At 36.5% G+C, this 22,085-nt stretch carries 21 protein-coding genes; 2 read left to right on the top strand and 19 right to left on the bottom strand.

Annotated elements, in window-relative coordinates:
• Positions 1-99: 99 nt before the first annotated feature.
• Entirely contained in the window at positions 100-606 is a 507-nt protein-coding gene (locus tag BLE01S_RS02935; protein ID WP_066137128.1) for a DUF6147 family protein, read from the top strand.
• 55 nt (positions 607-661) lie between these two features.
• On the opposite strand, the gene BLE01S_RS02930 is transcribed toward BLE01S_RS02935, so the two are convergent.
• The 11 genes from BLE01S_RS02930 to BLE01S_RS02880 form a co-directional block, all read right to left on the bottom strand.
• On the bottom strand, positions 662-1,441 hold the full coding sequence (locus BLE01S_RS02930; RefSeq protein ID WP_066137126.1) for a DUF4367 domain-containing protein: 780 nt from the start codon (positions 1,439-1,441) through the stop codon (positions 662-664).
• On the bottom strand, positions 1,428-2,012 hold the full coding sequence (locus BLE01S_RS02925; RefSeq protein ID WP_066137124.1) for an RNA polymerase sigma factor: 585 nt from the start codon (positions 2,010-2,012) through the stop codon (positions 1,428-1,430). The genes BLE01S_RS02930 and BLE01S_RS02925 overlap by 14 nt, the downstream gene beginning before the upstream one ends.
• A gap of 314 nt (positions 2,013-2,326) precedes the next feature.
• Positions 2,327-2,929, bottom strand: coding sequence for an adenylyl-sulfate kinase (gene cysC, locus BLE01S_RS02920; protein WP_066137121.1), 603 nt, complete (start codon positions 2,927-2,929; stop codon positions 2,327-2,329).
• Positions 2,930-3,141: 212 nt separating this feature from the next.
• Positions 3,142-4,923: an SLC13 family permease gene (locus BLE01S_RS02915; protein ID WP_326255696.1), complete on the bottom strand. Its 1,782-nt coding sequence runs from the start codon at positions 4,921-4,923 to the stop codon at positions 3,142-3,144.
• A 3-nt stretch (positions 4,924-4,926) separates the two neighbouring features.
• On the bottom strand, positions 4,927-6,114 hold the full coding sequence (gene sat, locus BLE01S_RS02910; RefSeq protein ID WP_066137118.1) for a sulfate adenylyltransferase: 1,188 nt from the start codon (positions 6,112-6,114) through the stop codon (positions 4,927-4,929).
• Between the two features lie 15 nt (positions 6,115-6,129).
• Positions 6,130-7,041 (bottom strand): AraC family transcriptional regulator, encoded by a 912-nt coding sequence (locus BLE01S_RS02905; RefSeq protein WP_066137116.1) that lies wholly within the window; start codon positions 7,039-7,041, stop codon positions 6,130-6,132.
• Between the two features lie 132 nt (positions 7,042-7,173).
• On the bottom strand, positions 7,174-8,181 hold the full coding sequence (locus BLE01S_RS02900; RefSeq protein ID WP_066137114.1) for a Gfo/Idh/MocA family protein: 1,008 nt from the start codon (positions 8,179-8,181) through the stop codon (positions 7,174-7,176).
• Between the two features lie 65 nt (positions 8,182-8,246).
• Positions 8,247-9,644, bottom strand: a complete 1,398-nt coding sequence (locus BLE01S_RS02895) for a sulfatase family protein (protein ID WP_066137112.1) — start codon at positions 9,642-9,644, stop codon at positions 8,247-8,249.
• A 15-nt stretch (positions 9,645-9,659) separates the two neighbouring features.
• Entirely contained in the window at positions 9,660-10,475 is an 816-nt protein-coding gene (locus BLE01S_RS02890) for a sugar phosphate isomerase/epimerase family protein (RefSeq protein WP_066137110.1), read from the bottom strand.
• Positions 10,472-11,494: a Gfo/Idh/MocA family protein gene (locus tag BLE01S_RS02885; RefSeq protein ID WP_066137108.1), complete on the bottom strand. Its 1,023-nt coding sequence runs from the start codon at positions 11,492-11,494 to the stop codon at positions 10,472-10,474. Before BLE01S_RS02885 ends, BLE01S_RS02890 begins: the two co-directional genes overlap by 4 nt.
• Before the next feature lie 512 nt (positions 11,495-12,006).
• Complete coding sequence (locus tag BLE01S_RS02880) at positions 12,007-12,903, bottom strand: AraC family transcriptional regulator (protein ID WP_066137106.1); 897 nt, start codon at positions 12,901-12,903, stop codon at positions 12,007-12,009.
• Positions 12,904-13,119: 216 nt separating this feature from the next.
• Here BLE01S_RS02880 and BLE01S_RS02875 point away from each other — a divergent pair, with 216 nt between their 5' ends.
• Positions 13,120-13,953 carry a phytanoyl-CoA dioxygenase family protein gene (locus tag BLE01S_RS02875; protein ID WP_066140808.1) on the top strand — a complete coding sequence of 278 codons (834 nt, stop codon included), beginning with the start codon at positions 13,120-13,122 and terminating at the stop codon, positions 13,951-13,953.
• Between the two features lie 66 nt (positions 13,954-14,019).
• On the opposite strand, the gene BLE01S_RS02870 is transcribed toward BLE01S_RS02875, so the two are convergent.
• The 8 genes from BLE01S_RS02870 to BLE01S_RS02835 form a co-directional block, all read right to left on the bottom strand.
• The gene (locus BLE01S_RS02870) at positions 14,020-14,853 is read right to left on the bottom strand and encodes a sugar phosphate isomerase/epimerase family protein (RefSeq protein ID WP_066137104.1); all 834 of its coding nucleotides are present in this window, start codon (positions 14,851-14,853) and stop codon (positions 14,020-14,022) included.
• Between the two features lie 20 nt (positions 14,854-14,873).
• The gene (locus BLE01S_RS02865) at positions 14,874-15,341 is read right to left on the bottom strand and encodes a hypothetical protein (RefSeq protein WP_066137102.1); all 468 of its coding nucleotides are present in this window, start codon (positions 15,339-15,341) and stop codon (positions 14,874-14,876) included.
• Entirely contained in the window at positions 15,325-15,720 is a 396-nt protein-coding gene (locus BLE01S_RS02860) for a hypothetical protein (protein WP_066137100.1), read from the bottom strand. Before BLE01S_RS02860 ends, BLE01S_RS02865 begins: the two co-directional genes overlap by 17 nt.
• Positions 15,717-16,730 carry an ABC transporter ATP-binding protein gene (locus BLE01S_RS02855; RefSeq protein WP_066137098.1) on the bottom strand — a complete coding sequence of 338 codons (1,014 nt, stop codon included), beginning with the start codon at positions 16,728-16,730 and terminating at the stop codon, positions 15,717-15,719. Before BLE01S_RS02855 ends, BLE01S_RS02860 begins: the two co-directional genes overlap by 4 nt.
• A 17-nt stretch (positions 16,731-16,747) precedes the next feature.
• Complete coding sequence (locus BLE01S_RS02850) at positions 16,748-17,791, bottom strand: ABC transporter ATP-binding protein (protein WP_082788557.1); 1,044 nt, start codon at positions 17,789-17,791, stop codon at positions 16,748-16,750.
• 16 nt (positions 17,792-17,807) lie between these two features.
• Positions 17,808-18,956, bottom strand: coding sequence for an ABC transporter permease (locus tag BLE01S_RS02845; RefSeq protein WP_066137096.1), 1,149 nt, complete (start codon positions 18,954-18,956; stop codon positions 17,808-17,810).
• Complete coding sequence (locus BLE01S_RS02840) at positions 18,953-19,951, bottom strand: ABC transporter permease (RefSeq protein WP_066137094.1); 999 nt, start codon at positions 19,949-19,951, stop codon at positions 18,953-18,955. Before BLE01S_RS02840 ends, BLE01S_RS02845 begins: the two co-directional genes overlap by 4 nt.
• 81 nt (positions 19,952-20,032) lie before the next feature.
• The gene (locus tag BLE01S_RS02835; protein WP_066137091.1) at positions 20,033-21,973 is read right to left on the bottom strand and encodes an ABC transporter substrate-binding protein; all 1,941 of its coding nucleotides are present in this window, start codon (positions 21,971-21,973) and stop codon (positions 20,033-20,035) included.
• Between the last annotated feature and the right edge of the window lie 112 nt (positions 21,974-22,085).

The following is a 22,085-nucleotide window of genomic DNA, read 5'->3' as shown; positions in this document are numbered from 1 at the left end:
ACAAGTATCTTATAATAAACTTTATTTTTTGATAATTAAGGGAACTTTTCTCTCCTTTCCAACGTCATATTATTAAGAATTAAAGAAGGAGTGAAGTAAATGAAGTTAATTAAAAAAGTCTTATTAGTATTTACATTGATCGCAGCAGTAGGGTTGGCTCCAAATGTAAGTTTGGCTCAAGAAGCGGACGAGCTTCCTGACATTCCACCAACTTCACAACCGCCAACTGATCTCAATTTCGGATCCGGATCTACATTAATGAATATTGAACTTTTCTCAACAAAATACTTCATGAGCGGTACCTCTACTATTAAAGGTGTTTCAAGCACCGTCGTAAGAATTGCAGGAAATACAAAAGCATTTAGTCCCGTTGACAAAATTAGTGTCGACCTTTATTTGGAGCAGTGGGATGCTACTAGCAGCAAATGGAAAACTGTACTTGCAGCAGGGGGAACGAGCAATTTTTACTCTTCCTTTGTTTCTTCTGGTAAAGATATAAAGGTAGTAAAAAACAAATACTACCGAGTTCGGGCTAAACATCGGGTAGTCAAAGCTGGCGCTATAGAAGAAAAAACGAGTATCACTTCCTATATTTATTTAAACTAGTGAAAGCATACTAACATAGCTAAGGAGAGAATCCCAAATATAGGATTCTCTCCTTTTACATAGATTTCGCTATTTCTATAACCTGCTTTTCACTTATATTCCCTTCAATAGAAAAATAATGTGTTTGCGTCATCCAAATGAGCTGTCTAACATCATCATCAAATTCAACTAGATTTGCCCTATCACCATTGATTAACATTTCTTCAACATTAATACCCTCTTGCTCTATTATAGCCCCAAATCCAAATGTGTCTTTAACCTTCATTTCAGAGAGGATGAAGCCTTGTTCCCCTTTATTGTAATGTATAAACACTTCTTCTACTTGCCCTTTGTCGTTTCTTATTATGGTAACTTCATCTAAATCAAAACCCTTTGGGATAAACTCTGGTATCTCAACTGAAAAATCCGAGAGATTTTGTGCTTCTTCTAAACTTACTTGTTCAATTATTTGTTCAGATCCACCTATAATTTGATATTCTTCCTCTGAACCCTGTTTTGAATCTGCTGATTTTGGTGTATCTTTCGTTTTTGGAGGAGCCTCAATGCCTATTTGACCAACTAACTGTACAACAGACCCTTGAACTACATGATACATACTCACAAATCTACCAAAAGCAGTGCCTTTTTCCGGCGACCAAACGACTACAAGCAATAGCAATAGAGCGGCAACTACTAATAAGGATTTTCCAAAGTGTTTTCTCGGTTTACTATTTTTGGTTTTTTGTAACCTTTCCCATGCCTCTGTAGAGGTAAGTGGCGGAAGATTCTCTGTCATTTTTTCGGCGAAAGCTTCCCGTATATATTCATCTAACATCTCCTTTTTATATTGTGACATTAAATATCATCTCCTTTACAGCTGGTTGACTTTCAATTGACTTTTTCAGTTGTATTTTTGCCCGGTGAATTCGAGACCTAACCGTTGCTACGTTAATTTCTATTGCATTTGCTATCTCTTCATATGTCATATCATGCAAATATCTTAGTATGATAACTTGCTTATGCTCCGGTTTTAGCTGATCAATTTGCTGAAGCAATATGTTTTTTAACAACTTTTTTTCCACTGTAATTTCTACACTTGATATAAAATCATTTTCTTTAGCTAACTGCTCATTAATAATGACGTCTTCCGTGACAATATCGTTCCTTCTTTTTACTTTTCGTAATTGATCAATTGCGGTTCGCGACGCAATGGCGGCTATCCATGCACCAAGCTTTTCTCCATTTTCAACTGTATGTATATGTTTAAACACCTTCACAAAGGTATCTTGTACAACATCCTGTGCTAGATCACGATCTTGTACTATGTAATAGGCAGTAAAATAAACTCGTTCATAGAACATTTCAAAGATTACTCTTTCCGATTCATGATCTTTTTTAAGGACTTTACGCAGCAATCCCTTGATCAAATCTAACACCTCTCTCTAATCATTCAAATTAAACTTTATAAAATTTCCCCTTTTCACATAATTCTACATTATATTACCATGATCTTCCACTTGATTATTGAAAGTACGCTTATTAGATAGATACTCAAGAGGTAACTTCACCATTAAAACCCTTTTATGATGTATCGCTTTTTTTTGTCAATAACTAATAGACAAAAATACAACCAAGGTTCCATGAATTGGATCACTTGGTTGCATTTTTGTCTACTTTTCAGTACAGAACTGCTACCTCGTAGCAATATCTAGCTATCCTCTATTTCTCCTATCATTACTTATTAATCTAAGTAGTTTTTCTCTAATAAATATCGGATAACTTGATCAACAGATACCTCTATAGATTGCTTGTCATTTTCTATCACTATTTCTGGGTTGATCGGTTCTTCATAAGGAGCACTGATCCCCGTAAAGTCTTTAATCTCTCCATTTCTTGCTTTTTCGTATAACCCTTTGGGATCACGTTTCACACATTCTTCAATATTACATTTTACATATATCTCTATAAACTCTTTTTGATTCACTAGTTCACGAACCATTTCACGATCTTTTCTATAAGGGGAAATAAAGGCAGTTAATGTAATTACTCCCGCATCAATAAATAACTTTGATACTTCGCCAATTCTACGAATATTTTCCGTTCTATCCTCTGGACTAAATCCAAGCCCTTTATTTAAACCATGACGAACATTATCCCCATCCAAAATATACGTACTTATCCCTCGTTCATGTAATTTCTTTTCGATCTCTACACAGAGCGTAGATTTTCCAGAGGCAGATAATCCTGTAAACCATAAAATTGCACTTTGATGTTCATGCAATTTCTGTCTTTCTTCTTTCGTCACTTGTGAATCATGCCATGTGATATTCATAGATTCCACCATCCATCCCTCCTTAGCGATGTACAAACTGCACCCGCAGAATTTACAATCATTTCCTCCTGACAAGATTAGAGAAACGCGATCAGCCTAACAAGACGAACCGATGTTGACTTATCGTAGGAAGAACCACGAAGTTTTCCAGTTGCTGAGCATTTTGAGCTAGCAGTAGATTGCTTCCTTAAAAAGCGATCTAGAAACAAATATTTTCTAGAAAACTAAAAACATATTATTTTAATCATAGTGATCGTTGATAACATCACAATAATGTTTAATGGTATTCCAATTTTCAGGTAATCCTTAAATTTGTATCCACCTGGTCCATATACAATAAGATTTGTTTGGTATCCTATTGGGGTAGAGAAACTAGCTGACGAGGCAATTGTGATTGCAAGCACAATTGCGATAGGATCAATTTGCATTTGTGAAGCTATTTCTATTGATATAGGGAACATAATGACAGCAGCTGCACTATTTGTAATCATTTCTGTCAGGACATTGGTCAGAATATATATAGACACTATAATTGCCATAATGCCATACGGCTGTATAATATGAACAATTCCTTCTGCAAGGAAGGTGGCAGCTCCACTTTTCAATAAGGCTGTACCTATGCCAAATGCACTTGCTATTAATAGTAGTACTTGAAAATGAACAGATTTCATCGCTTCCTCTGGTGTGACTACTTTTATGATTAATAACAAAATAACAACAAGTGTCATTGCTTTAAACATCGAAATCATATGGAATGTAACCAAAATAATCATGGTCACTAATGCTATCACCGAAAGCCACCCTTTTCGTTGATCTTCTAGTATTGGTGGCGTGTGTAACGGAGTAGTAATATAAAAATCGTTAGATTGCTTTATTTTTTTCTCAAAGTCTGGTCCACATAATAATAAAAGCGTATCACCTGTTTTTAATGTGATATCGCCAATTTTATTTACCACTCTTTCTGCGTGTCGGTGAACTGCTATGACACCGGCATCAAATTCACTTCGGAAATGGGAGTCTTTAATTCTTTTATATAATAAGGATGAATGATGAGAAACAACAGCTTCTACTAATTGTATATTGCCATTTCTCAGCATATTTAATGTTAACTCTGAACCAGTTTCTAACCGCAAACCTTGCATCTTCTCTAATTCCACAATGGTTGAAATCAGTCCTGTAAAGATAAGACGATCACCACTTTTAATTATTGTCGTTGATTTGACTGGTGATAATTTTTCCTTATCACGAATAATTTCTATTAAATATAACCCCTTTAAACTTCGTAAACCTGCCTCTTCTACCGAACTATTCATATAGGGAAAAGTATCTTCAACAAACATTTGTGATAAATATTCTCTACTTTGTTCTCTAACTGTATCTGTCATCACCTGATGATTAGGGAGTATTTTATAACCGATTGTTACGATAAAAACAAGTGCTAATATAACTGCTGGAATAGAAATCACTCCTGTTTGAAAAAACGAAAATCCCTCTATCCCCAAATTAAGAAGCATTCCATGAACAACTAGAGTAGTAGATGTGCCTATTAAGGTTAATGTTCCACCTAGAATCGTCGCATATGATAATGGTAATAAAAATTTTGATGGCGATAAATTATTTTCTTCACACCATTTACGTAAAATAGGAGTTAAGGTAACAACAATAGGAGTATTATTTAAAAAAGCTGATACCCCAGCCACCAGTGTTAGTATTTTAGCAATTGCCCATTGATCGGATTTATTTCCAGCCAATAACTTTGTAACCACGCGGTCTACAAGGCCACATTTTTGTATAGCTGCTGCGATGATGAAGAGTAATGCGATAGTCAGCATTCCCTCATTCGAGAAACCTTCTATTGCTTCCTCTACTGTTAACAAACCACTTAACATAAAAATAGATAATGCTGTGAAAACAATGATTTCTGGTCGACTAACTTCAAATACGAGTGCTAGCATCATTAAAATAATGACAAGTAATACAAAACCAATTTCTATTGTCATAGTCATCGCTCACGTTTCTTTCTTTTCACGCATTCCTTTAATTAATACTTCCGCTACCTCAGGTCGGGAAAACTCTTTTGGTGGCTTTTCACCCTTACGTAGTATTTCACGTACTTTCGTTCCACTTAAATGAACATGAAACTCATGATCATGGGGACAAGTTTTAGAAGTTCCCATATTTCCACATTGTGTACAATAAAACGCATGCTCAAACTTAAAAATATTAATTCCCAATTCCCCTTCTACTTGACTGACTAATTTTTGTGCCTCATACGTACCATAAAAATCTCCTACGCCCGCATGATCCCTTCCGATAATAAAATGGGTACAACCATAATTTTTTCTTACTAGCGCATGTAAGACCGCCTCTTTTGGACCAGCATATCGCATAGCAGCTGGATATATTACTAACCGCACACGGTCCTTCGGATAATAATTCTCAAGCAGCACCTCATAACTCTCCATCCTAATAGGCGCTGGAACATCGTCCGATTTTGTTTCACCTACCAACGGATTTAACAATAACCCGTCTACACTTTCTAACGCTGTCTTTTGTATATATTCATGTGCACGATGGACCGGGTTACGCGTTTGAAACCCTACCACCTTTTCCCAACCTAAACGAGCAAACATCTCTCTCGTTTCTTGGGGATCCTTATAATAATCTATAAATTCCCCATGACTCGGACGATTTAGAAGACGAATAGGGCCAGCTAAATAAATATCTCCCTGTCCAAAGACCTTTCTTACTCCTGGATGCGATTCATCCGTAGTTCCATATACAAGTCTTGCCTCTTGTTTTTTATCATATGTGTATTTTTCCTTTACTTTTAACAGCCCATAGATTTGACCATCTCTACCTTTAAGGGCTATTTCTTGCCCAATTGCAATTGATGCGGCCTCCTCTAGCGAAATCGGTAATGTAATTGGAATACTCCATACAAGACCATTCGCCAAGCGCATTTCCTCTATTACCCTTACATAGTCTTCTCGTCCCATGAAGCCTACTAATGGGCTAAATCCTCCATTAGCAATTAATTCTAAATCTGAAATACTCCATTCAGAGAGGATGAGAGAGGATAATTGTTTGGCTTTTTTTAGTAAACGCTCCCTTTCCATTCCTATCACTTCTCTATTAATTAAGACACCACCATGTGGCTGAATAATCGAGTTAACTCGTAATGTTTCATTCACTATTTTTCCTCCTTCTAGTCAATTAACCGAAGAGTAAGTATTTTCTTTATATTTACCTGGAGAGCAACCGACCATTCGCCGAAATAATCTGCTAAAAAATGCGGGGTCGTCATATCCTACTTTAATAGCTACATTAATTACTTTATCATTGGACTCTAACAAAAATTGTTTCGCTTTTTTGATTCTAATACTATGAAGTACCTCCACTACAGTACGTCCCATTTCTTGCTTAAATATACGGTTTAAATGGCGTGGACTAATATTAAATAAATGACAGAGCGTTGGAATCGAAATTTTTTGATCATAGTTTCTTGTTAAATAGCCGTTAATACGCTGAACAAGTAATTGATTTTCACTTTCTCTACTAAAAGGATGATGAATATTTGATTTTTTTTCGTTATATATTCGAGATAAAATAATTAATAGTTCTACTAATTGCAACCGAATTAGCGTAGAATAACATGCATTTTCTTTATTATATTCATACATCATCCCTTCTAATAAGGAGTAAAAACGACTTGAATAACCCTCACCTAAATTAATAAGATGATGAAAACGCTCGCTCTTATTTAAAAAAGGGTGAATATAAAAGTAATCCATAGAACGTGATACACCTAGCTCTTTTAATAAAGAATCTTGAATTAAACTTGGAAGAAATAAGCAATTAATAATTTCAAACTCTTCCCCTGATTCAATTTGAAACGTATGAATCTCACCTGGATTAATAATAAAAACGTCATTTGTTTTTATCTGATATGACTGACCTTCGAAAATATGTTTAGCACAACCTTGTACAACAAATACTAATTCTATGAATTCATGAGAGTGAGCTGGTGGAACGTTTGAAGCATCGTGATAAAATCGTCGGATCCAAAATGGAAATTCATCTGTATCCATATACTCACTACTTTGATATTTCGTTGCAATCATCTCTACTCCCCCTATTGCAAGGTAAAATGAAATCATCCATTAGTTTTCTCATCTTTTATTGTAAGGGCTTTCATATAGTGGCAAAAAAATATGCTTTTTTACTAGCTTATAGTACAAAACTTTTTAGAATATTTATTCAGCCATGCTTTGCACATTGATTACACTCCCATTTTCCTTTTGGGAAAGAATTGCAGCTTCAATAACTTCTTGCGCGCACAAGGCCTCTGCTCCGTTTCCAGTAATTTGTTCCGGAGGTGCTGCATTTTTCACCTCATCAATAAAGGTATCGAGACGATTTTTAAAAGTTTCATTAAAACCATTCACTCCAGACAATACCGAGTTACGAACCACTTTCAATTCTGTATTATTATGCGGATAATAGGTCACTTTGTCATACACATCTTCTATCGTAAATCTCCCTTTCGTTCCGGCAACTTCACAATATTCAATTGGGTGACGATTATCCATATCATAGCTTCCAGTCAAATGTCCTACTGCACCCGACTCAAATTCAAGATTGATAGACGCAGTAGACCAAACGGTTCTACCAGGTGCTTTTGTCATAAATGCTTGTACCCGTCGAATATTTCCTCCAAAATAACGTATCACATCAATGGAATGAGGATGGAGAGCCCTTAGATGAATCCACGGACTGGACTCATTAGGATTCCCTATTGTCAATCTCATATTAAGAAAAAGTAGTGTGCCAAGTTCTCCTTTTTCAATCCATTCCTTCGCACGATAGGCCGTTGGCACAAAACGATGATTAAGATTACAAGCAAGGCGAACTCCTTTCAAGCGAGCAAAGGCTACCATTTCTCTTGCTTCTTCTATATTATTGGAAAGTGGCTTTTCTACTAAAACATCCTTACCATTTTCAATAGCAATCATTGCTGGCTCATAATGGTGAGAGCCGTTTTCTTTACCACCAGTAGCGATGCTCACTACATCTATGTCTTCTTTTTGAAGCATTTCACTTATATCTGTATAGGCTTTGACATTATAATCATTCGCCACAGTATTAGCCAAATCCTTGTTTAAATCACAAACTGCTATAAATTCAACCTCTTGGTTTTCCTTATAATAAAGACAATGCAGTTTCCCTATATTATTCACTCCGACAACAGCTACTTTTATCAAAAATTCTCCTCCCTTCTATCTTATAAGTGGTTCGAGATAGATTTTCGAACCACTATCGATGGTGCTTACACTTTTTCTTTATCTTTTTCTTGTAATTGTTGTGCATTGCTTATCGATCCAATATACATTGAATCATATGCTTCTTGTGATGTTTCAAACGGGCCGCGGTCCAGTCCATGCCATTGTAGATTCGTATACATTGGGTTCGTACGGCCTGTCTCCTTCTCTCGTTTCGTAATATAAGCATCCATTCTGCCTAGCAGCATATTTACAATTTGTGGTTCCTTTTCCGCTACATTTATTAACTCTTTCGGATCTGTAAAAATATTGTATAATTCGATTTCTGGCTTGAAATGAATATCTGGCTCTAAAGAACGAATTAATTTCCATTCTGGTGTCCGCCAACCATGTTTTCGCATCCATGTACATTCCGTAATATAAAACTCTGATTCCATAGAAAACGACTCATTACTTCCAGTAATTAATGATATAAGATTACGACCATCAAAGTTAATCTCTGTTTTGATTTCTAAAAGTTCCAAGACGGTCGGCATCAAATCCTTAATAAATGAGAATTCAGAGAATCTTCGTCCAGCAGGTAATTTCCCAGGGTATTTTAAAATTAAGGGTACAACTAAATTATGCTCATATAGCCCATGATGATCATACCAACATCCATGCTCATTTAATGTTTCACCATGATCAGATGTGATGATAATTAATGTTTCCTCTTCTATTCCAAGTGTTTCTACTGTTGTAAAGATGTTTTGTATACATGCATCCATGTATGCAACCGCACCATCATATTGTGCATCGACATAGTCAGAATCTGTACACCCTTTTGGAAGCCACGAGGTAATAAAATCAGCGAAAGGTTTAAACTTCTTCAATTCTTCCAATGAATGATTCGTTGGATCACATTCATCCCCATCATAAAAGATTCTTTCGTACGGCCTAGGTGGTAAATACGGCGAATGAGGATCCATATGCCGTAAAAATAAGAAAAATGGTTTATCTTCCTTAGAAAGTCTCTTTAGTTCAGGAATTGCAATATTATTTAAGTTTTCCGCCTTTGGACAACGCCCCGTTTCATCTGGCTTCCATCCTTCATAATCCAGATACTTTTGAAATCCTCTGGAAGAGGGATTACCAGTAAAACCTATACAAGTTGTATTATAATTATTCTCTCCCAATATTTCGGGAAGTGTCTTCACATGATCACCTAGTGGTCCCTTGTGTCTCAGTGCGACTACATCAGTCCCAAAGCAATCCATCCCCGTTATCATCGAAGCATATCCAGGAGTTGTTGGAATGCTGGGACTGAAATGATTTTCAAATAGTACTCCGCCTTCAGCAAACTTATCTATATGAGGGGTTGTTAAGCGCTTATAACCATAGGAACTCATTCGATCCCTGCGAAGACTATCAATCCCAAACAATATAACATTTGGTTTCTTTTTCATTCCATATCATCCCTTCTATACTAGTTTCGGCTTCCTAGCTCCAAGCGCTTTTAAACACGCATTTAGATATCCATAACTTTCTGCTGCGACGATGGAGACATCCGCCAATGAGTGCTTATTTGCTCCAATTACTTCTAAACATACCGGTCCCGAGTAATTACCATCCACCATCGCCTTACAATATGCATATAAATCAATGTCTCCACGTCCACATGCTTGGTTTTTAATTTCACCTGGACCTGTAGCACGGCCTTTGCAATCCCGTATATGGACATGTTTTACCTTACTTAACACTTTAGGCAGCTCTTCCTCTGGATTTTCGTTTCCACGATATATATGACTCGGGTCCATATCAATTCCAAATGCAGGTGATGGGATTTCTTCCATTGCCTGAAGTGTAGTCTCTGTATTATAAATAGCATTTCCAATATGCGCCTTCACACATAGTGTGATACCGTAACTTTCTGCTTTCTCAGACAGTCTATAAAGGGTTTCAATAGAATGTTGTAGATCCGCTTCTACACCTGTTTTCCCACCAGGACCAACGTTTACAATAGGAATTCCTATTTCAACTGCTGCTTCAAAGGCCAAAATAAGACGTTCCTCATCTAAAGAAGCTACTTCCATTGATAGGAACTCAAGTCCATTATCTTTTACTATGGAACGTAATTCATCCGCTTGCTCTTTCCAGCGATCTAATTCAAGATGTTCACACATTCCCTTTATCGCTGAAATTTCAACCCCATCATATCCACATAGTGCAATTTGTCTTGCCGCAGTAGCAAAATCAAAATCCTTAAACAGAACAGAATTTACACCTAATTTCATCATTTCACACCTCCAGAAATAAGCGTTACGTCTTGTACCTCAACGATTGACTCGGTCTCCCATGATTGAATTGCTGCTTCTATAATAAGTTGGGCTTTTAGAGCATCTTCACCTGATCCATTCACTTGATCATATGTGACCCCTGCCATCAATTGATCCACGAAAGAATTGATACGACTTTTAAAGGTTTCTGTAAACTCACGCATTCCACCAACGTGTCTATAGCTTTCTGTTTCGATGCTTGTTCGTGGAAAATAAGTTAATTGTTCACAGGCATCTTCTAAAGTAAATCTTCCTTTAGAACCAACTACTTCACAAAGTTCTAGTCCATAGCTTGCACCCGCGTCATAGCTACCTACTAGACTACCAATCGCACCATTTTCAAATTCTAAAATAATTTGTGTGTTAGACCATATGGACCGATTTTCTCCTTTCATCATAAATGCAGCTACTCGTTTTACATCACCACAAAAATAACGAATTACATCAAAGGAGTGGGGGTGCAATGCTCGTAAATGAAACCAAGGGGAGCTTTCGGCTGGATTATTAATCCACATTCTCATATTAATCATATGTGTCTTTCCAAGACGTCCACTCTCCAACCAAGATTTTGCTTTTTCCGCAGCTGGTGTGAAACGATGATTTAGATTGACAGCATATGGTACTCTCTTTTTCCTGGCTAATTCAACCATTTGTTTTCCCTCTTCTATATTATTAGAAATTGGTTTCTCACCGAGAACAGGAATACCAGCTTCTAACAATTCCATGGTGGGAGTAAAATGCTCACTTCCATTTTCCTCTCCCTTCGTGCATACGCTTACAAGATTTAATTCAATCTTACTATCAAGCATCTCTTTAACACTATAGAAGGCTTTTCCGCCAAACTTTTTTGCTGCTTCATCTGATTTTGACTGAATTATGTCACAAACAGCCACGATCTCAACGTTTGGATTCTCTTTATACACAGCAGCATGGATACTTCCTATATTTCCAACTCCAACAATTCCTACTTTTATCTTCATTTTCTCACCCTCCAATAAATTCATCTCTTTGGACAAAATTTTTCAATTGAATATCCCATCGTTATAAACAAGGAAAGTGCCTTCTGAGAAGTATTAATCTATTATGTTGGACTACGATAGATGTATTACTTTCAACCTTGAATGCATACGGAACACTTTTTCGGTCCTAGTATAAACGGAAATGATGAGTTCAATTGGCATCTCGTTCAGAATTAAAGTTATCCTATAACAAGGCACCACTGATCTGTTGTGATATTCTACACGCATACCGCTTCATGGCTGATTTGGTCACCCGAACTTTTGGGTCAGAGAAATCCACCAGGAATAATCCTAGCTCTTTTTCCTATCAAACAAAATGCTCCTTTCTTTTTAATTAAACTTGTATCACCGTTATCATGAATAAATATACTATTAAGTCATAGATGCACTTTATTAAATACTAACTATTTTCTGTTAATGAAGCATTGTCCATTCTGCCAATTTAATGGTCCATTCGGCCATCTTAAATTAAGTCATAATTCTAGACTTTGTAACTTATATTCCGTTGGAGTTAAACCAGTGATAGTTTTAAAATTTCTGCAGAAATAATGAATACTTGTATATCCTAATGCAATAGCTACTTCCTCTACCTTTCTTGCCTCCAGTAATAACTGTTTCGCCTTTCTAATTCTTTCAAGTATTAAATACTGTTTAGGGGAATAACCTATTGTTTCTTTAAATATGGAAGAAAAATAGGTTGGATGATATCCACAAAGGTCAGCTAGTTCAGTTAATGACCAGTTAATATCGGGTTGCTTTCGAACCGCTTCTAAAGCAGGCGCTATCTTTCTTTTTTCTCCGATTAAATAACTTCCACTTAATTCATGTCGCACAATAAATGTAAGTAATTGAATAAACAACCCTCTAAGTATAAGTGGATAACCAGGTTCTTCAAATCGATATTCACGTACTATTTGAGCAAATAGATTTTCCATATTCGGCATGAGAAAGTGTTGTGGAAAAATCATCTCACCTTGATCATCTACATTTAATTTATAAATAGAATTAGGTGTATTTAAATCTGTATCAAAACAGTTTTTTATACCATGGAGCGGGTGCGATGGATTAGGTGAATCTGTATTCCAATCAAAATGGATACTCATAAACGTGAATGGTTCAGTTTCAGAAGCTACAAGTTTATGTGGACTATTAGCTCCATAAAATACACATTCACCTGCATGTAATGAAATAATCTCTAACCCAAGTGTAAGTGTAGCCACCCCTGAAACAACATAAATTAATTGGCAATCTGTAATGAACCTAGGTCCCCATGTTTGGCCCGGCCCAGCTGTCATTTTATTAGCAAAGTTGACTGTCGGTCTAAGTAATGAAAACATACCTACATCTACTGCTCTCTCAAATTCCTCCATATAAAAGCCCCTAATTTTTTCATTTTCAAAACATCTGTGAAAAGTGCAAATTTTCATTCGAATGTTCTAAAGACCGCTTCATTTAGTTTTGATATTATCTATTTACAACAAGAAATATAACAATAGAGAGGAGGAGTTGGCGGACACACGATTCTATTGTTTATTTTCTATAAAATAAAAATATGTGCCATTATTACTATTGAAAAGGGTGATAGTATGTTAACTTCAAAGCAAATAAAAGATTTTAATGAAAATGGTTTTGTCAAAGGCGATGTTATTCTAAATGATGCTGAAGTAGAAAGACTTCGTGAAGAACTAGATTTAGTCATGGATGGAAAATCAGTTAAAAAACCTGTTTTAACTCGTGAGATGAATGATAATAACTCTGAGTTCGCTATGAAAATGGCAAAAAAAGATACAGTAGTTCAGATTGTTAACATGTGGATGGCAAGTGAAGCTTTCCTAAATCACGCAGCGAATGAAACACTGTGTGAGGAAGTTGCACAATTAAGTAAAACAGATACATTAAGGATTTGGCATGACCAAGTTCAATACAAACCCCCAGTTGTTGGAGGACCTGGAGATTGGCATCAAGATCATCCTGCTTGGCCGATTATTCAACCGGCAGACCTTATAAGTGCTTGGGTAGCTCTTGATGATGCAACAATAGAGAACGGTTGTATGTGGATGGTTCCCCAAAGCCATCTTTGGGGTGATCAACAGAAATATCTAAGTAATACGCCTGATTTTAAGCCATCCCACCAACAACCAGACCTATTACCGCAAGGCGCTAATACACAAGCAATCCCTTTTGAAATAAAAAAAGGCCAAGTGGGTTATCACCACTGCTTAACATGGCATGGCAGTGGACCTAATCGTTCCCAAAGAAAACGTCGTGCGATTGCTGTTCATTATATGCCTGGACATGTCCGTTACGAGCCAACAGGTTCTCATCCGATGGAACCTTTCGTTACAGTGAAGCCAGGAGAAATTCTTAAAGGTGATGATTTTCCGATTGTCTATAAGAAAAAGACGGTAACAAGTTTATAATTTCTATATGAACCAAAGGGATGTCAGCGTTACATGACATCCCTCTTTTAGTTAAATAACCACTTTTCATACTGAAACTTTTTTATCAAAGCGTATAACCTGATCTCGTACATCAGTAAAATTCTCCATATTTACATATTCCATAATAAAAGGGACACCCTCAGTATATTTATGATACAAATTGAAAAACAATGGCCAGTCAATATCTCCATCACCTATTATACGACCATAAGTATCGTTCACTTTACGGTCTTTTCCATGAAAATAGGCGATATACTGAGATAAATAGGAGAACATCTCAACTTCTGAATTATTGGCAATTAAATTGGCTGGATCTAATAACACTTTAAGTTGATCAGAACCAACTTGATCAATTAAATCAACCATCCGTTTAGCACTTGGAACAACATCCAATACACATGGTTCAAGGGCGATTGAAACATTGTATTCCTTCGCTTTAATGGCAAGCCATTTTAAATTTTCGACAAGCCTTTGAAAATCTGCTTCATACGAATCTGCATTCACTCCTCTTCTCCCCGGGATAAATCCACATTCACTTGAAACATAAGGAATGTGATTGATAGAAGCTATTTCCATCAATCTTTCAAAATAGCCAAGATTTTTTTCAGCCTCTTTCTCATCCCTTTCAAGTAAATTTGTAAACACTCCGATTGCTGTAACTTCAATATCATTTTCTCTATAAGTTTCCACAATATTAATACTCTGCTCATTAGATAAATCATTTAAATCTGAACGACCATTATAGACCCAGTAATTGGAATCAGTTTGTGTAAAACATAATTCTGTCCATTTGAAGCCTTTACTTGATAAAAGTTCAGCAGTTTCCTTATTACTTAATTTTGGAAAACTTCTAGATACAACACCTACATCCATCCCCATTCCTTCACTCCTGACATTATTTAAAGTGTCGATGTAAAACTTTTATCTTTCTTTTTGTTCCATTTTCTGCGATATGTTAAATAGATAAATATCAATCCAACCAAAAACTCTCCGCACATTAATAAAATACTCTTTATTCCTCTACCAGTATCCAAAGAAAACATCAATGTTTCACAAATGAATAGTAATATTAGTTGAATTCCACTTATTAGAAAAAAATTAAACAACAAATCATTGTTTTTCGTCTTTTTATTGTAGAGATGGTGTGTTATAAAAACAAAAACGAGCCAAAGAACTCCTAAAATGAGAAAAGCAAAATTATCTACTGCCGGTAGCATCCATACATCAATAGAGTTGTAAAGTAAAATGACTATCATAGTATTTCTTATGAGAAACCATAGCACCAACCCAATAGAGGCAGATATCGCCGAAAATAATAATACAAGAAAGTTAAATAACACTGTATTCTTTTCACCAACAAACTTCATGTGCCTTACTTTCCTTCCAATGTTGTCGTGTTTTTTCCAAATCAGCTAGAATGGATGTACGCGTTTCCTCACTCTCTATTAATTTCGTTTTTTGTACGTAATCTACTAGTCGATTCAATTTTCTCAAATAGGTTTTTTTAGCCAATTTTTGTAACTTAAGCATTTTTTCTTGTTGATCCTCTTTTTTATATTTCTTACATTTCATCTGAAAAGTTTGAGACCAGCTTTCCGGGACTTCTCCCTTAGTTAATTCGTCCAATACCATATGCTTTTCACCGATATATTTTCTTGTTAAAAAATTCATAAACCAGACTGCGGCTAACATACATAGGAACATCGCGATAATGAAAATAATGAGAAGTATTAATATAGAATTCATATAGCGACAGTCCCTTTAAGATCTAACTCACTAGCAAAATGGCAAGCAACATGATGACCATCTTTTACTTCATTTAAAGAGGGAGCTTCTAGTTTACATATTTCCTTTGCATACGGGCAACGCGGGTGAAAGTAACAGCCTGATGGTGGTTTTGCAGGATTGGCTACCTCCCCTTTTAGAATAATTCTTTCCTTCTTTAGTCTTGGATTTGGCATAGGCTTAGCTGACAACAAAGCCTCTGTATATGGATGTTTCGGATTAGAAAACAATTCTTCCGTAGTAGTCATTTCAACTAATTTTCCAACATACATAACGCCTACTCTATCTGAAATATGTTGAATAACACCCAAATCATGAGAAATAAATAAATAACTTAGATTAAGAGATTTCTGCAAGTCTTCTAGAAGATTAATAATTTGAGCTTGTATAGACACATCTAAAGCAGAAACCGCCTCATCACAAACTAAAAATTTAGGATTTGTAGCGAGTGCACGGGCAATACCTATCCTCTGTCTTTGCCCCCCACTAAAAGCATGAGGATATCTTTCAAGATGTCGACTGTTTAAGCCAACGATCTCCATCAGATGTTTAACCCTTTCCCTTAACTCATTACCTTTGGCTATTTTGTTACATATGAGGGGTTCCCCAATGATATTTAATACCGTCATTCTAGGATTTAAAGACGAGTATGGATCTTGAAAAATTAGTTGCATATCCCTTCTAATGTCTCGCAACCCTTTTTGATCCAAATCCATCACATCAACCATCTCATTGTTTCTATTTTTAAATTTCACAGACCCACTTGAAGGTTCAATCGCTCTTAAAAGGCTTTTCCCTAAGGTAGACTTTCCACATCCCGATTCTCCTACAAGTCCGAATGTTTCTCCTGCTTTAACATAAAAAGAAATGTCATCAACCGCTTTCACTTGGCCTACGACCCTTTTAAAAAATCCCTTTTTTATTGGAAAATGTTTTTTCATAGACTGTACTTCTAAAATATTATCCTCCATTTTACTCCCCCTCCCTGTTAAACCCTAACGCATCTTACAAAATGACCTTCCTTCACCTTCTTTAGCGGTATATCTTCTACGTTACAAACACCATCTTTTGCATATTTACACCTTGAATAAAATCCGCATCCCTTAGGCAAATTAATAGGGGTTGGCACGATACCCTCGATAGATTCAAGGCGCTGATCTTTCATTCCGATGGTAGGTATCGACTTTAGTAAACCTTGAGTGTATGGATGAAGTGCACCAAAAAATAATGTATCAACATCCGTATATTCCACCATTTTCCCGAGATACATCACGGCAACCTCATCTGACATTTCTGCAATGACGCCAAGATCATGAGTGATAAATATAACAGAAGACCCTGACTTTTCCTTCAAATTATTTATCAAGTCTAGTACTTGAGCTTGAACAGTTACATCAAGCGCTGTTGTCGGCTCATCTGCAATGAGAATGGATGGGTTACAACATAAAGCCATGGCAATCATTGCCCTTTGCCTCATTCCACCTGAAAGCTCATGTGGATATTGATCAATCCTTTGTTCCGGATTGGACATTCCTACTTTCCTTAAAGTATCAATAGCAATTTTCCTAGCTTCCTCTTCAACTGCGGCAACATGCAACATAATTCCTTCAACTAACTGATTTCCAATTGTATGAATAGGAGAAAAGGCCTTCATTGGTTCTTGAAAAATCATTGAAATTTCGCCACCACGAATACTCCGAATTTTATTTCCTTTTTGATCAAGTTTTCCAATGTCATTAATCTCGTTATTTTTTCTACTTCGAAAAGATATTTCTCCATCAACCTTTCCAGGAGTATCTACAATTTGCATGATTGCTTTAGCCGTTACACTTTTTCCACTTCCACTTTCCCCCACAATTCCTAGCGTTCTTCCTTTTTTCAATTGAAAATCAACACCACTTACCGCTTCTAACAATCCTTCATCTAATTGAAAGTTTACTTTTAAATGATTAACTTCTAATATTATTTCATCGTCCTCGTAAATATCGGAACCAAATTGTTTACTATCTAATATGAGTGGATTACCTTCCATCTTTCATGCCCCCTCTTTATTTATAAGGATCAGCTGCATCACGTAAGCCATCTCCCAGAAAATTAAATATAAGTACAGCCACTATAATGAATGCAGCAGGCCAAAGGAGCCATGGATGATGAGCTAAGTTTTCTAATTTTTGTGATTCACCTAACAAGACACCCCAACTAACAACTGGAGCTTGTAGACCTAATCCTAAAAAGCTTAATGATGTTTCCCCTAGAATTGTCGTAGGTATAGAAATTGATACATTGATAATAATATAGCTCGCAAAAGAAGGAATAAGGTGTTTTAATATGATCCTCATATTACTGGCACCAGCTAATCTTGCTGCCATTGTAAAATCTTCCTCACGCAAAGATAAGATTTTCCCCCTTACGACACGCGCCAACCCCGTCCATCCTATAATGGAAAAAATCATCACCATGCCTAAATATATTTTTGCTGGGGACCAGTCTGATGGCAATGCTGCTGCAAGCGCCATCCACAAAGGTATTGCAGGGATACATAATAATAAATCGATTAAACGTTGAATAACAGTATCGACGATCCCTCCAAAATACCCCGAGATTCCTCCAAGAACAATTCCAATAATAACTGTCAATATAATGCCTAAAAAGGCAAAAGATAAAGAAATTCTTGAACCATGAAGCGTTCTAGTAAATAAATCCCTTCCTAATGAATCTGTTCCCATAAGGAAAAAAGGTGCATCAGGATCTTTCAGGCCGATTATATGAGTGTTCGTTTTGAAAAGCCCCCAAAATTTATACTCTTTTCCTCTTACAAAGAAGTGGACTGGGTATGTTTTTGTCGTGTCCTCTTTAAATGTCCGCCGAAATGTATCTTGGTCCATTTCCTCCGTCATATCATAAACAAACGGACGCAAACTAAAGCCTGTTTCTGGGTGAATAAAATGCAATGTCTGTGGTGGCGAATGCTTATATTCTGAGAACCTTTCTACTGGAAGGTGAGGACTAAGAATCTCTGCAAATGCCGCAATGATGATGAGGAGAGTAAGGATTGGCGCCGAGATGATTGCTAATTTGTGCTTTTTAAATTTCCACCACATTAACTTCCATTGAGAAGCAACTTCATACTCATTTTCTTCATTCTTTTTAAAATCTACCTCAATAGGATGATTGTTCTTATTGAAAACAGGCTTCATTCCTGCACACCCCCAAACCTAATTCGAGGATCTATCCAAGCTAATAATATATCGGATACTAGCGTTCCTATAATGGTCAAAACACTCAATATTAGGATGAAACTACCTGCTAAATACATATCCTGAGTCATTAGAGCATCTAAAAGCATCGGACCGGTAGTTGGCAAGTTTAGCACGATCGAAACAATCGCCTCTCCTGATATAATTGCCGGAAGCGTCCAGCCAATTGTACTAATGAGTGGATTAATCGCCATACGTACTGGATATTTAAATAATAACTTTCCTTCTTTCAGGCCTTTTGCCCGGGCAGTGATTACATATTGCTTTTGCAGTTCATCTAATAACATCCCACGCATCACTCGAATCAAACCTGCAGTCCCCGCCGTCCCAATAATAAGGACAGGAACCCATATTCGTTGAAGCATGTCCATTAACTTAGCTATACTCCACGGTGCTGACACAAATTCAGGTGAGAATAACCCGGTAATAGCTACCCCGGTATTGACAAAAACTGCATAAATTACTACAAGAGCGATTAAAAAATTTGGTAGCGCGAGGCCAATGAATCCAATAATAGTAAATACATAGTCCAAAATGGAATACTGCCTAATTGCAGAGTAGATGCCTATCGGTATGGCAACAATCCAGGTGAAAATCAAAGTAAAGATTGAAATAGCTATCGTCAATCCTAGCCGTTCGCCTATTACATCCTTAACGGGCTCGTTCCAAGTAAAAGATCGTCCAAAGTCTCCATGGAAAACTATATTTTTTATCCAGATAAAATACTGTACATATACCGGCTTATCTAATCCATATTGGTTTTTCAAACTTTGTACCGTACCTTCGGATACTTCATTTCCTGACATTTCAAGTTGGGCTATATAGGTTGTTAAATAGTCTCCAGGTGGTAATTGAATTAAAGCAAACGATATAATGCTTATCGCAATCAATAAAGGGATTAATTGCATAAGACGATGCCCAATGTATGATGCCATCGATTAATCTCCTTTCATACTCATATTTAAGGAAAAACTTAGGTAGTTTTACAAAATAACTACCTAAGTTTTCACTTCCTATTATTCTTTGAAGAACCATTGTTCACCTGCGAAATTAATGCTTATTGCTGTTCCTTTATCAGTGATGTTTCCGATCTTGGCATTGACAATCATTGGTTGTTTCGCATTCTCGATATGAACAAAATAATATATATTGTCTTTCATTTTCCCTCTTAAAGTATCCATTATTTCCAAAGCTTCTTCCGGTGGACTAACATTCATTTTATCCATCAAACTGTAGTATTCCTTCACATCCTCAGGTGGTTCCTCCCCATTTTTACCGCCTGATTTCCACCATTTATCCCAAAGTGGTCCCCAAAATCCTTGACCCCAATCTTGCATATAATAAAGTGGTGTATGTGTCCATATGATCGATGCTTGTAACTCGTTTGCTGTATTTCGAGTACTCCATAATGTCCCGTCAATTGTTTTAACAGTCACATGAATCCCTATCTCTTTCCACATCTCTGTTAGTAGCTCTGCAAGTGGGACAATATCTGGTGCTGCGGCTTGTACTTCGAAGGGAATCGAGAATCGTTTTCCGTCAGGACCAATTCTAAATCCATCCGCGCCTTTTTTCATTCCCATATCATCTAATAGTGCATTTGCTTTTTCTAAATTAAATGTGCTATCAATTACTTCAGAAGGATCAGCGAAACCAAAATAGAGTGTATCAATTACTTCATCCCGATCAATCGCATAATTCAAAGCTTGTCTAAAACGTAAATCATTCACGACTTCGCGCCATACCGGATCATCATATGTTAAATTTAAGAAAATATCGGTTGGTGTTAAGTGCATATTTGCTAATATTGCTTCATATCCTCCTTTTTCAGCATTTTCTCGATAAACAGGCATTTTGGCGAGCGCCGTCGCCTCTCTATTGAAATCAACTTCACCGGCGATCACCTTTAAGCCAGTTACTTCAGTATCTTGTACAATGGCACTCTTAATAGAATCAATATAAGGTAACTGATTCCCTTCAGCATCCACTTTAAAATAATATGGATTTCTGTCATACAATCCATGGGTTTTAGTCATTTCCGTAAGCATCCAAGGATATAAAACAGGGAACCCTACGGCATTAGAATGACTCATTTCTCTTTCATTAATATCCATATAGTTAAAGAAGTTGACCCAATCTGTTTCTTGGTCCTCCTCAAAATCATGCTCAGCAATTAGTTTTTCTAGCTCAGCTGGCTCTGCATAATCTTTGTGAAATTGTTTTAAATAATGTGCTGGTTTTAAAAGATCGGCATATCCACGCCAGTTTTGAATCGCTAAACTAATTGGAAAACCACCATTAGATTCTGCAAAAGAAATTTTGAACGTAAATTCGTCCACAATTTCTAGTTCCATTGGTGAACCATCAACGTTCCCTCCAGAATGCAGCCAAGCAGGCAATATCGGCATAATTTCCTCATTAAACTGGACATCCTCAATGGCAAATCTAACATCTTCAGTTGTAACTGGCTCTCCATCGGACCACTTTAAACCTTCCCTCATATAGAATGTAAAGACTTTTTGATCGTCAGTTACTTCATAGTCTTTAAGCACATTTGCTGTAACTTCTTCGCCTAGAATACCTGGAGTATTTAATAGCGGCTCATTACTCATAACAAATAGGTCTGGGTCCCAGTTGACGGATTGAGCTACCGTATTAAGTGTTCCTCCATACTTACCAATCTCAACTGTAAGAAATTCATGAGGCATTTCATTTGGTATTTTTGGCTCTAATGGTATCCTATCTTTTACATCTGGCAGATCCATATCATCGAGCATCGGAGCTTGATGAAACTCGCTTATTTCTGAAACATCCACTACCTTTGTTTCTTTATTTCCTTCATCCTTTTGATCTCCCTTTTCCTTGTTCACAGTAGGGTCACTTTTTGGTGAACAACCAACAATAATCATAGAAAATAGTAATAAAAAAATGAAACTAGATTTAACAGATATTCTCATCGATTTCCCCCCTTAACGAATTCTGCACCAGCAATAGATTAACCATTCCTAATACTTAGTTAATAACTATGGCGCACCTCCCTTCTCCAACTTTTAGTGTAAATACAGTTCG

Origin of the sequence: Lederbergia lenta NBRC 16444 (genome assembly GCF_001591545.1) — a bacterium.
GTDB lineage: Bacteria > Bacillota > Bacilli > Bacillales > Bacillaceae_C > Lederbergia > Lederbergia lenta.
The sequence above is the reverse complement of the archived record's forward strand: the minus strand, read 5'-3'. Positions and strand labels throughout refer to the sequence as shown.